General features: G+C 39.0%; 11 protein-coding genes. 7 read left to right on the top strand and 4 right to left on the bottom strand.

The features are described 5' to 3' along the window. Positions 1 to 6 precede the first annotated feature (6 nt). From IPP61_11740 to IPP61_11725, 4 genes are all read left to right on the top strand, one after another. Positions 7 to 1,218, top strand: a complete 1,212-nt coding sequence (locus IPP61_11740; GenBank protein MBL0325836.1) for a bifunctional 3,4-dihydroxy-2-butanone-4-phosphate synthase/GTP cyclohydrolase II — start codon at positions 7 to 9, stop codon at positions 1,216 to 1,218. A 64-nt stretch (positions 1,219 to 1,282) separates the two neighbouring features. After that, a complete protein-coding gene (locus IPP61_11735) occupies positions 1,283 to 3,079 on the top strand; it encodes a family 20 glycosylhydrolase (protein ID MBL0325835.1) in 1,797 nt (598 codons plus the stop codon). Next, positions 3,054 to 3,569, top strand: a complete 516-nt coding sequence (locus tag IPP61_11730) for a discoidin domain-containing protein (protein ID MBL0325834.1) — start codon at positions 3,054 to 3,056, stop codon at positions 3,567 to 3,569. Before IPP61_11735 ends, IPP61_11730 begins: the two co-directional genes overlap by 26 nt. A gap of 79 nt (positions 3,570 to 3,648) precedes the next feature. After that, positions 3,649 to 4,545: a TIGR01777 family protein gene (locus IPP61_11725; protein ID MBL0325833.1), complete on the top strand. Its 897-nt coding sequence runs from the start codon at positions 3,649 to 3,651 to the stop codon at positions 4,543 to 4,545. 1 nt (position 4,546) lies between these two features. Here the strand turns inward: IPP61_11725 and IPP61_11720 are convergent, their stop codons facing one another. The 3 genes from IPP61_11720 to IPP61_11710 form a co-directional block, all read right to left on the bottom strand. Beyond that, positions 4,547 to 5,386 (bottom strand): sulfurtransferase, encoded by an 840-nt coding sequence (locus IPP61_11720; protein ID MBL0325832.1) that lies wholly within the window; start codon positions 5,384 to 5,386, stop codon positions 4,547 to 4,549. Positions 5,387 to 5,437: 51 nt separating this feature from the next. Next, entirely contained in the window at positions 5,438 to 6,112 is a 675-nt protein-coding gene (locus IPP61_11715) for a hypothetical protein (protein ID MBL0325831.1), read from the bottom strand. 172 nt (positions 6,113 to 6,284) lie between these two features. After that, positions 6,285 to 8,438: a S46 family peptidase gene (locus tag IPP61_11710; GenBank protein ID MBL0325830.1), complete on the bottom strand. Its 2,154-nt coding sequence runs from the start codon at positions 8,436 to 8,438 to the stop codon at positions 6,285 to 6,287. Positions 8,439 to 8,741: 303 nt separating this feature from the next. On the opposite strand from IPP61_11710, the gene IPP61_11705 reads away from it, so the two are divergent. The 3 genes from IPP61_11705 to IPP61_11695 all read left to right on the top strand — a co-directional run bounded on the left by IPP61_11705 (position 8,742) and on the right by IPP61_11695 (position 12,076). Continuing rightward, positions 8,742 to 10,034, top strand: a complete 1,293-nt coding sequence (locus IPP61_11705) for a serine hydroxymethyltransferase (protein MBL0325829.1) — start codon at positions 8,742 to 8,744, stop codon at positions 10,032 to 10,034. A 93-nt stretch (positions 10,035 to 10,127) separates the two neighbouring features. Then, on the top strand, positions 10,128 to 10,985 hold the full coding sequence (tatC, locus tag IPP61_11700) for a twin-arginine translocase subunit TatC (GenBank protein MBL0325828.1): 858 nt from the start codon (positions 10,128 to 10,130) through the stop codon (positions 10,983 to 10,985). Further along, positions 10,982 to 12,076, top strand: coding sequence for an AI-2E family transporter (locus IPP61_11695; GenBank protein ID MBL0325827.1), 1,095 nt, complete (start codon positions 10,982 to 10,984; stop codon positions 12,074 to 12,076). The genes tatC and IPP61_11695 overlap by 4 nt, the downstream gene beginning before the upstream one ends. Here IPP61_11695 and IPP61_11690 read toward each other — a convergent pair. Further along, the gene (locus IPP61_11690) at positions 12,073 to 12,825 is read right to left on the bottom strand and encodes an RluA family pseudouridine synthase (GenBank protein ID MBL0325826.1); all 753 of its coding nucleotides are present in this window, start codon (positions 12,823 to 12,825) and stop codon (positions 12,073 to 12,075) included. The two genes, IPP61_11695 and IPP61_11690, sit on opposite strands and share 4 nt — an antisense overlap. Positions 12,826 to 12,856: the final 31 nt, after the last annotated feature.

The following is a 12,856-nucleotide window of genomic DNA, read 5'->3' as shown; positions in this document are numbered from 1 at the left end:
ATAAAAATGCAGGATATTAAGCTGGATACCATCGAAGAAGCCATTGAAGATATTAGAAATGGAAAGCTGGTGATAGTGGTTGATGATGAGGACAGAGAAAACGAAGGCGATTTTATATGTGCTGCCGAAATGGTAACTCCGGAACTCGTAAATTTTATGGTGAAAGAAGGTCGGGGGCTCATGTGTGCTCCACTGACCAAAGAAAGATGCGAAGAACTGAATCTGGATATGATGGTAGGTAAAAATACCGCCGAACATAAAACTGCCTTTACAGTATCAGTTGACCTTTTGGGGCATGGTTGTACAACGGGTATTTCAGCCTCGGACCGCTCCAAAACGCTCCATGCATTAGTTGATTCAGAAACCAAACCCCAAGACCTTGGTCGTCCGGGGCATATATTCCCATTGATGGCTGCCGACGGTGGTGTGCTCAGAAGAGCCGGACACACTGAAGCGGCCATAGATTTGGCTAAATTGGCCGGTCTTCAGCCTGCCGGTGTGTTGATAGAAATTTTAAATGAAGACGGTACAATGGCTCGTCTGCCGGAATGCCGGAAACTGGCGGACAAATTTGACCTCAAACTGGTTTCAATCAAAGACCTCATCAGTTATAGAATTTCAAAAGAAACCCTCATAAAAAGAGAGATTGGCGTAAATATGCCCACCGAATGGGGAAATTTTGAGATGATAGCCTTCAGACAAATTGACAATGGACAATTGCATCTGGCACTGGTAAAAGGCACCTGGGAACCCGAGGAACCCATCATGGTAAGGGTGCATTCTTCCTGCGTGACAGGCGATATCTTCGGTTCCTGCCGCTGCGACTGTGGCCCTCAACTCCATGCCGCCATGCAGATGGTTGATCATGAAGGAAAAGGAATGATTCTGTATATGAATCAGGAAGGAAGAGGAATCGGACTGCTCAACAAACTAAAAGCTTATAAACTACAGGAACAAGGCCGCGACACGGTCGAAGCCAATATTGAACTGGGTTTTGCTGCCGACGAACGTGACTACGGTGTGGGTGCTCAGATTCTTAGAAACCTTGGCGTTTCCAAAATCAGATTGATTTCCAATAATCCTAAAAAACGGGTGGGCCTGATTGGCTACGGTCTGGAAATAATAGATTGTATTCCGATTGAAATAGAAGCCAACCAATACAATGAAGAATATCTCAGAACCAAAAGAGATAAAATGGGTCATAATATCATGAAATAATTTGTTCCGGATAATTTCGTTAAAATTACGATTTGAGATTTTTGTCAAATTTCACCTTAATAAAATGAAAAAAATATTTTTCCTCTTCCTGATTTCTTTAAGTTCTTTTGCTCAAAACACATATAATATTATTCCAAAACCTCAAAAACTGGAAGTAGCAAAAGGCCAGTTTAAAATAACAAACACCACTCCTATTATAGTGCCTGCCGGAGATACAGAAGTCAGAAAAATAGCCGAACAACTCTCCACGAAAATTAAAGTGGTTTGGGGATATGAGAATCAGATAACAGAAACCTTAAAACCCAATGGTTTAAGGTTTATCAACAATGCGGCTTTTGCCGAAGAGGCTTATGAACTCAAAGTCAGCCCTCAAAATATTGAGATAACTGCATCAAATCCAAAAGGACATTTTTATGGCTATCAGACATTGCTTCAGCTATTACCGATAGAAATATTCGGGTCTTCCAGAATTAGTAAAACGATATTAGCCGCCTCTGCTTGTACCGTTACCGACGAACCCAGGTTTCCGTACAGGGGAATTATGCTTGATGTAAGCCGTCATTTTTTCCCTGCTGATTTTATCAAAAAACTCATTGATAATCTGGCTGTAAATAAAATCAACACCCTGCATTGGCATTTGACCGATGACCAGGGTTGGAGAATTGAAATAAAAAAATACCCCAAACTTACTGAGGTAGGTTCGATAAGGAAAGAATCCATGGTGGGACACTATCGGGAACAAAAATTCGATGGAAAACCTTATGGCGGATTTTATACCCAGGATCAAATCAAAGACATTGTGGCGTATGCCAAATCCAAATATGTAACGGTTATTCCTGAAATCGAAATGCCCGGACATGCCATGGGTGCTCTTACGGCATATCCAGAGCTGGGATGTACTGGTGGACCTTATGAAGTGCGAACCTTATGGGGTGTGGAGGATAAAGTATATTGCCCTTCGGAAAAGACTTTTTCTTTTCTGGAAGATGTTCTGACTGAAGTGATGGATCTTTTCCCTTCAAAATATATCCATATTGGAGGCGATGAATGCCCCAAAGATTCCTGGAAGGCCTCGGCTTTTTGTCAGGATTTGATGAAAAAAGAAGGCCTCAAAGATGAACATGAACTTCAAAGTTATTTTATCAGGAGAATCGACAAGTTTGTAACTTCGAAAGGCCGTCGTATTATTGGTTGGGATGAAATTCTGGAAGGAGGACTCTCACCCAACGCTACCGTGATGTCATGGCGTGGAATTGAAGGAGGTATTGAAGCCGCCAAACAAATGCACGATGTAATCATGACACCCACCAGCTATATGTATCTGGATTATTATCAGGGCAATCCTGCCAAAGAGCCTCTTGCTATCGGAGGTTTTTTGAATCTGGAAAAAACTTACAGCTTTGAACCTCAAGTCGCCGAGCTTAACCCGGAGCAAGCAAAATACATATTGGGAGTACAAGGAAACCTCTGGACGGAATATGTTAAAACTCCGCAACATGCAGAATATATGTTATTTCCCAGAGCATTGGCAATAGCCGAAATTGGCTGGTCAGATAAAACCAAGAATTTCATAAATTTCTCCTCAAGGCTCGACACCCATCTGAAAAGGCTGGAATTGATGGCAGTAAATTATTCCAAATCAGCCAACAACGTAAGTTTTTCTACCGAACTAAATACCCAAAAAAGGACCGTTGTCAAACTTAGTACGGCACATCCTTCGGGGCAGATCAGATATACACTCGATGGAAGCAGCCCAATAGCTACTTCTCTGCTTTACAATCCTTCCACCAAAATTAAAATTTTGGGAGACCATACTTTGGCTGCGGCAGTTTTTGATGCCGGCGGCAAAAATAAGTGGTGACAATGTACAAACTTTTGTAATCGGAAATTCGAGCAGAAAAAACTATACCCTCGAGAATCAACCCAAAAGATATACCGGCAACGACCCTCTTGCCTTGACCGATGGCATTAAAGGCAATGAAGGCAGCAAAGATCAGTGGATAGGATTTGAAGGCAAAAACCTGAACACTGTGATTGACCTGGGAACCAAAACCCTCTTTACAAGACTGAGCATTGCTTTTCTATCTGATTATCACGATTGGGTTTTACCTCCCAAAAACTTTGAAATATGGGTTTCAAACGACAATAAAAACTTTGAATCTGTGAAAAAAATAGATTTAGGTACTGCTTTCAAAACTTCAAAAGCAGTCAGACAGTTTAATGTGGACTTGGGCAAACAGAATTACAGATATGTAAAAGTTATGGCCGAAAACTTCGGGCCATTACCTGCGGGACACTACGGAGCAGGAAAACCAAGTTGGCTCATGGTCGATGAAATTGAAATAAGATAAAAGAGAGCCGGGCTAATTGTCCGGCTTTTATTTTGAAACAAATTCTATTTTTAGGGGGTTATTAATTTAAAAAGAATTTATGATCATTCTAATCACAGGCGGTGGCGGATTAATAGGGCGAGCTTTGGCAAATAAACTGCAAAGAGAAGGACATGAAGTAAGAATTTTGAGCAGATCAAAGCGGCAATCATCTGATTTGAAATATTTCAGATGGGATTATAAAAATGGTTTTCTTGAAGCCGGAGCCATGGAAGACGTAGAAGTATTGGTGCATCTTGCTGGCGAAGGTATAGCAGATAAAAGATGGACTCAAAGCCGGAAACGAGAAATCATTGATTCAAGAGTTGAAAGCTTGAAATTCCTTCAAAATTTCGTTCCTAAAACCTTAAAAACATTGATTGGCGGCTCAGCCATAGGTTATTATGGAGGAGATTCCGGAGAATCAGAAAATGCTGAAGATTCGGCCAATGGAGATGATTTTATGGCACATACCTGCAATCTTTGGGAACATACTGAAACAGAATTTGCCCAAAACAATAATTTGAGATTGGCGATTATCCGAACCGGAGTGGTATTAGATAAGAAAGGTGGTGCTCTATCCAAAATGGCACTTCCAGTAAAATATAATTTTGGATCACCGCTCGGTACCGGAAAACAATGGATGTCATGGATTCACATTGATGATCTGGTCGGAATGTTATATGAAAGTATTGTCAATACAAAAATTGAAGGTGTTTTTAATGGGGTAGCACCGGAGACCCTCAGAAATAGCGATTTTACCCAAACTTTGGCAAATATATTAAGCAAGAAAATATGGCTTCCTGCCGTTCCTTCCTTTTTATTGAAACTGATTTTAGGAGAAATGTCGGTCGTAATATTAGGAAGTAGTAAAGTCAAAAACAAAAGAAAGATTCTCCCCTCTTTTCAATTTCCTACCCTCGAAAAAGCTCTATCAGATATTTTCAATACAAAGTAATTTAAGATATTACCACCGGCAGATCACCGGGTCTGCCCCATTCTGACCAGGAACCATCGTAAACTGCTACATCTTTTCTCCCTGAAATAGTGGCCGCAAGGGCAAGGATACTGGCTGTAACTCCTGATCCACAGGTCATTACCAGCTTTTGATTCTCTTTTGATTTATTATCAAAAATAATTTTCAAATCTTCAGGAGATTTTAAATAATGACCATTTAAAACCTGATCAAAGGGGATGTTGCCAGCATTGGGCATGTGCCCACCACGCATTCCAGCCCGAGGCTCAGGGGCGGTGCCATTAAATCTGCCTTCGGAACGGGCGTCCAGTATCTGAATTTCTTTATTTTCAAGATTATCCAGGATATTTTGAGTATCAAAAAATAAATCAGATTGAAAACTGGCTTTAAAATTACCATTCCTAACTTGTTCCCAGGTTGCCTTCTCAGTATTATGACCTGCATTTGTCCATGCCGGCAAGCCACCATCGAGCACAAAAACATTTTTGTGTCCCATGACCTTAAACATCCACCATGCCCGGGGGCTACTATATACTCCTACCTGATCGTAAATCACTAAAATATCGTCCTGATTGATGCCTAGTTTTCGGGCAGCAGCAGAAAAATCCTCCTCATTTGGCAGCGTGTGAGGCAAATCTGATTTTTTATCAGAGAAATCTTCTTCTATGTCAAGCAACACTGCCCCAGGATTTTTTTGACCGCTTTCCCAATCATGGTTAGCTCCAATTGGCTTTAGTTTTGATTCAATAATCTTGAGAAGAGGATTTCCAAAATTTTCGGACAGCCAGGAAATATCAACTATGGGTTGGTTGGGTAAAATCATCGGGTATTTTTCTGTAAAAATAAACAGTAAAAACCCTAAAATCAACCAATTTTATGCTATCGCAAAACTTTCAGAATTACGGGTACGCCATTGAACACCTTTAAAAATCAGCCACAAACTCAAAACCATCAATACATGGGATACATCTTTGTGATTAAACCATCGGGAAAATCCCAATTTTTGCTGATGAATAAAAACAGTCAGTACCGATATAAAAAAGCCCAGCCAGATTTTGGTATGAGAATATTTAATAGAAAAGTGCCTCGGAAAAAATAAAACCATCATCTGAATAATGACCAATAAGGAATTAAAAGCAACTACCCTGAAGTCTTGAAAATAAAGCACAGTGGGTACAAAAATCATGAATTGCAAATTGGCGAGGAATAAAAATATCCGGCTTGTCATTTTTCCGGAAATCTCCAGGACTGCGGCTCTCTGAGCATAAAACATGGCAAATCCGGCTAACACCTGCATACAATTCCAGAGTAAAACATAAACTTTCTGGTAACCCTGATGCTCCATTATGTGGGATAAAGTTCCAAAAAACGTAGAAAGACCCATAAATAAAAAGAAGTATTTCCACCAAAAAATAGAAATATCTCTTAAATATTCCTTTTTAAGAATATTGTAAAAATAAAGCCCGGAAAATGAAACAAGTAAGTCGGTAAAAGAAGTAACAGGCTCGAATCCCGCCAAAAGCGGAAACAAATCCTCGAAGTCATTCATAGTTTATAGGTAAAATCCCGTATGAAAACAGGAAAAATTATTAATGGCTATTTTAATTCTTACCCTAAAGATATTGGAATTTCTTCTTTTATGTGAAATTTTTAAAATATTTTCAAAAAAAGAAAGAGGCACGAATTACTCCGTGCCTCCCTCTATATATTTAACCTAGATATTATTTTATGGTTAATTCATTAACCAATAAAGAACCTCCTAATTTTTCGATAGTCCATAAAACATATCTGATATCAACATTGATACATCTTTTGTATTTTTTGTCGAAAATAATATCGCCTGACATAGCTTCCCAGTTGCCATCAAATGCAAGGCCAATCAACTCACCTTTAGCATTCAATACAGGGCTACCGGAGTTTCCACCTGTGATATCATTGTTGGTAATAAAACCTACCGGCAGTTCACCATCTTTGTCGGCATATCTACCGAAATCTTTGGCGTTATACAAGTCAATAAACTTCTGAGGTAAATCAAACTCATAATCACCCGGCTTATATTTTTCCATCACACCGGCACCGGTGGTACGATAACTGTATTTCACACCATCTTTTGGAGAATAATCCTGTACATTTCCATACGTGATTCTCATGGTAGAGTTGGCATCATAATAAGCCACGGCAGAAGGGTTGTATTCGCTCATCCCTTTGATAAAAGTACGGGCCAAACGCTTGTCAGTTTCCTGAAATTCAGCTACTTGCTTACCAAATCTTGTCTGATAATTTTTCAAAAATCCATTATAATACTTATACGCAGGGTCGGCATTAAGAGCATCCAAAGTAGGATTTTCAAGAAACTTCTCCATTTTTTCTTTCGATGTAAACATGGAGTTAGCATATACGTTATCGGCATATTTTGCAAAAGCAGCAGCCGGTATATCGGTGCTGGCAGTGGCAAGAATTTCACCTATTATTTCAGGATGTTGATCTTTTGCAATATCTTCATAGAAGGCCTGGAGGGTCTGAGCAAAAATCTTTTTATCTGAAGGCACATTTACAGAATTGAGATATTCTGTCATATTGGCCATAGCAGTTTCTTTTATTTTTGCTTTTGTTTCTGCCGAAATCTCACCTTTCATCTGAGCTTCGAGGCTTCTGAAACCAAAAACATTTCCTACCAAAGTTGTACCCAAAATACCTTGCGAAAGATATGGATTATGAGTGGCTATTGGCGTGTATGCTTCGTAAGCTTTAGCCCATTCATCAAAAATATGCTCATATTCAGGTTTCCCTTTTGCCCATTCTTTAAATCCTGCCTCAAGTTTTAGTTTTTGGTCATACACATTCAATTTTTTGAGTTGCTCGGTCTGTCCAATAAAATATTTCCAATAATTGGCAATAGAAGCATATTCTGAAGCCAGTTTTAACTTAACGGCTACATCTTTGTCCATTTCTTCTTTCCAGGCTTTGAGTCTGATATCGCGGTTTTTCACAATCGCCATATTGGTTTTTTCGGTGGCAAGCTTCACTCCCATTGAGTTTTCAAAGCGGTTGGTGCGGCCAGGAAAACCAAAAACCATTGAAAAATCGCCGGGTTTGATTCCTTTCAAAGAAACAGGCAAATGTTTTTTAGGTGTAAACGGCACGTTTTCAGCACTGTACTTTGCAGCTTTGTTTTCTTTGTTGGCATAAATTCTGAACACCGAAAAGTCGCCGGTATGACGTGGCCACTCCCAGTTGTCTGTATCTCCGCCATATTTTCCGATGGATTGGGGAGGAGTACCTACCAGTCTGATATCATCAAATTTCTCGAAAACATACAAATAATAGGCATTACCTTTTGCAAACTCACTCACTCTGGCTGTATATGATGTGCCTTCGGTAGCTTTTTTCGAGATTTCCTGACCCAATTGATTTACTTTAGCAGCACGGTCTTTTTCACTCAAACCCGCTAGTTGTGGTAAAATCTGATCTGAAACGTCTTCCATTCTTACCAAAATTTGCACCCAAAGGCCCTCGATGGGTTTTTCTTCGGCATTGGTTTTGGCCCAGAATCCGTTGTCAAGAATGTTGTCCTCGGGAGTACTTTTACCAGCAATAGCATCATAACCGCAGTGGTGATTGGTAAAAACCATACCCTGACTGGAAACGATTTCACCGGTACAAAAACCACCAAACCATACGATGGCATCTTTAAGGCTGGCATTGTTGATATCATAAATATCTTTTGCAGTGAGCTTGAAGCCCTGCTTTTTCATTTGTTGGTAATTTTTCCCAATCAATGAAGGTAACCACATTCCCTCATCAGGCGGGAAATTGGCAAAGGATGTTTCGGCAAACAGCAGAAAACCCAATAAAAGTAGTTTTAGTTTGTTCATTGTATTTTTAGATTAAAAACTGCAATTTAATTGAGAAAACCTAAAAAACTAAAGCCATTCATCATACTTTTAAATAAATATCGCTTAATGTTTTTTTAGAAATATTATTAATCTGAAATAAGAAGGGATTTATGCAGAAAAAAAAACAAATCCTGTATTTTTTAATATTTCAAACATGCAAATTAATTTTTTCAAGTTTATCACCTAAAAATCAATCAATAATCATTTTACTAAAAAAAGATTCTTAATTTTGCGGGCGGTTTTAAAAAATCATATTTACTAAATATTTTTGATTCTATACTAATGCCTTTAATGAATTCTACTCCTGACAGAGATGCCCAGATTTTTGATCTGATTCAGAAAGAACATGACCGTCAACTACATGGTATTGAGTTGATTGCCTCAGAAAACTTCGTTTCGCCCCAGGTAATGGAAGCGGCCGGTAGTGTACTCACCAACAAATATGCCGAAGGACTTCCCGGAAAAAGATACTATGGAGGTTGTGAAGTAGTTGACCAGGTTGAGCAAATTGCCATTGACAGGCTCAAGCAGTTGTTTAATCTTACCTGGGCCAACGTACAGCCGCATTCAGGTGCTCAGGCTAACATGGCGGTATTTCTGGCTTGTCTTCAGCCGGGAGACAAAATTTTGGGATTTAACCTTTCACACGGTGGTCACCTTTCACATGGTAGCCCGGTAAATATCTCCGGAAAATATTTTCAGCCATTTTTCTATGGTGTAGAAAAAGAAACCGGTTTGATCGACTGGGATAAAGTAGAGGCAACTGCAGCTGCAGAAAAACCAAAACTTATCATTTGCGGGGCATCGGCTTATTCCAGAGATTGGGATTATGTCAGACTTAGAAGTATTGCAGATAAAGTAGGTGCTCTTTTACTTGCCGATATCTCACATCCGGCCGGTTTAATTGCCAAAGGCCTTCTCAACGACCCTTTTGACCATTGTCATATTGTAACTACCACAACACACAAAACTTTGAGAGGAACCCGTGGTGGTGTAATAATGATGAGAAACGATTTTGAAAATCCGATGGGAATCAAAACTCCTAAAGGAAAAATAAGAATGATGTCGTCATTGCTTGATTCGGGTGTATTTCCCGGCACTCAGGGTGGACCACTGGAGCATATCATAGCTGCAAAAGCTGTGGCATTTGGCGAGGCATTGACCGAAAACTTTACCAACTATGCCCATCAGGTACAAAAAAATGCTAAAGTAATGGCAGAGGCATTCATGGAAAAAGGTTATAAAGTGATCTCAGGTGGCACAGATAATCACCTGGCATTGATTGACTTAAGACCAAAAGGTCTAAATGGTAAACTTGCTGAGAACGCTTTGATAAAGGCTGATATCACGGTTAATAAAAATATGGTACCTTTTGATGAGGAATCAGCCATGACAACCTCAGGAATCAGAGTAGGAACAGCCGCAATGACCACCAGAGGTTTGAATGAAAATGACTTCAAAAAGGTGGTTGACCTGGTTGACAAAGTTTTGATGAATCACGACAATGAGGAAACCATCAATTTGGTAAAAAATGAAGTTAATGAGTGGATGAAATGGTTTCCACTTTTTAAATAATAAATTTAGTTTCAAAAAAACCTCATGGTCACGGTGCTATGAGGTTTTTTGTTTATTCATAGATATATTTGTATTTAAAATCAGACTCAAAAAATGCCTTTAGACCAGACACCCTACTACGATTACGATGATGAAGAACCATCGGGTGAGAAAGAAATGACTTTTTTAGAACACCTCGAAGAGCTTCGCTGGCATATTATCAGGTCTGTTGCGGCCATTTTGGTGTTTATGATTGCTGCCTGGGTGATGATGGGTAAGATTTTTAATTTAATAATTCTGGCTCCTTCCCGTCCTGATTTCTGGACATATCGTAAATTGTGTGAACTTGGAAATTGGACAGGAATTGATAGCCTATGTGTCGATAAACTCAATTTCTCTCTGATGAGCCGTGAGGTTTCCGGTCAATTTATGATGCAACTTACTGCCTCCGCTATAGTAGGACTTTTGGTGGCTTTTCCGTATGTGTTTTGGGAAATCTGGCGTTTTATCAAGCCCGGTCTAAAAATCACAGAGAAAAAAGCAGCAAACGGTTCGGTATTTTTTGTGACTTTGCTTTTCTTTTTGGGGATAATGTTCGGGTATTTTGTGGTTGCACCTTTTGCCATCAACTTCCTTGTTAATTTCCAGATCGATCCCAGCATTGAAAACCAATTTGATATTCAGTCCTATATTTCAGTTCTGGCGACCTTGACTCTGGCATGCGGAGTAACATTTCAGTTGCCAATGGCGATTTTTGTATTGACCAGAATAGGAATTGTAACTCCAAAATTCCTGAAAGAATATCGTAAACATGCATTTGTCGTAATCCTGATAGTGGCGGCCATAATTACACCATCGCCTGACATGATTAGTCAGATTTTGGTAGCAATTCCTTTATATATTTTATTCGAAATCAGTATTGTAGTTTCTGAAAGAGTTTATAAAAGAAAACAAAAAGAAGTAGTGGAATGACAAAAACTCAGGCAATAGGACTTCAAAGGATAGCGTATGGACTAATCATTTTTGTGATTTGTATTTATGGATTATACATTTTGCAGGATATTCTCATCCCCTTTATTATCGCCGGTTTGTTTTCGTTTTTACTTTTTCCTATTACCAATTTCTTTGAAAAAAAAGGTTTAAACCGGGTACTGTCAATTACCATTACTATAATAATTTCCGTGATATTTCTCGGAATAGCTTCTTATTTTATTGTTTCTCAAATTCTTGAACTAGAAACCTTGATTCCGATGATTGAAAAAAAATCGGTGGTTTGGTTTACAGAATTTGAAAAAATGCTCAGACATAATTTCCGGATTTCGCATACGCAACTGATCTCTGAAAGTCAAAAATATGTGACAGAAATACTTAAAAACAGTACAAAAATTGTGAGTCAAACTTTAAGCAGTACTTCCAATTTTTTGATGAATTTTTCACTTTTACCTTTATATATTTTCTTATTCTTATTGTATCGTGATTTTTTGAGGACTTTCATATTTAAACTTATGAAAACCTCAAGTAAACATAAAATATCGATTACAATATCGAAAGTGAATGATGTTATCAAGAATTATTTGGTAGGATTGTTATTGGTTATTATGATTGTGGGATTTCTTAACACGGCATCATTAATGGTTCTGGGTATTCAGAATGCCGTATTTTTCGGTTTTTTTGCCGCCATATTAGTTTTAATTCCATATATAGGCATCGCCATAGGATCAGCACTTCCTATTTTGGTGGCTTTAATCACCAAAGATTCTTATTGGTATGCAGTGGGTGTGGCAGGTTCTTTTGCAGCCGTGCAATTTCTGGAGGGCAATTTTATAACCCCGATGGTGGTAGGTAACAAAGTTAGTATCAACTCCTTAGTGGCAATAATTGCACTTTTATTATTCGGAAATCTATGGGGTGTTTCCGGCCTGATCCTGGCACTACCTCTCACTGCAATATTGAAAGTAATCTTCGACTCCAGCGAACACCTGAAAGCCTGGGGCTTTTTGTTGGGCGACGCCGACCATAAAGATGTCGCTGAAACCAGAAAGAAATTTAAGCTGAGGTTTTAACGGCTAAATCTGTCCAGTTTTTCAACCAAAACATCAAAGTCGTTAGGATAAGGAGCTGTCACACTAATCACCTGACCGTCAACATCTTGAAAAGAAATACTGTGAGCATGCAAAGCCACTCTCTTTATTAAAGGGAGTTCTTCGGTATCCGTTTTAAGGTTAAACTTCCTTTTGATTTCGGATAGAAAAATATATTCTCCTCCATAGGTGGGATCACAAACAATAGGTGCTTTCAGACACTGCAAATGGACTCTGATCTGGTGCATACGGCCTGTAATAGGCACACACCTGACCAAGGTATGATGATGGTATTTTTTTAAGGTAAAAAACACCGTTTCTGCTATTTTACCTTTGGCTCTGTCGATTCTTACTGCTGTACCATCTTTTAAAGTTGCTATGGGAAGAAAAACCGAAATACTATCAAAATCATGAACCCCATTGACCACTGCGTGATAGTCTTTTTGCACTTCACGATGCTCAAACTGCATTGCCAGATTTCGATAAGCTTCCGGATTCTTGGCAATTACGAGAGCACCAGAGGTCTCTTTATCAAGCCTGTGACAAAGTTGTACGTCGCCAAACTGTTCTTTTGCCAGTCTCAAAATACTCAGTGAGCGGTCGGCGGTTCTTTCGTCAAGTGAAGGCACAAAAGGAGGTTTGTTGATAACCAAATAATTATCATTTTCAAAAATGACTAATTCGCCTATATTTATACTTTTGGGCGGTTTTTTAAATTTTGTAAGATCCATCAAATTGACTTTGATGCAAATTTAACCCAAA

The organism is Cytophagaceae bacterium (assembly GCA_016722655.1).
GTDB lineage: Bacteria > Bacteroidota > Bacteroidia > Cytophagales > Spirosomataceae > Leadbetterella.
Note: the sequence above shows the minus strand (reverse complement) of the source record. Positions and strands in the feature narration are given on the sequence as shown.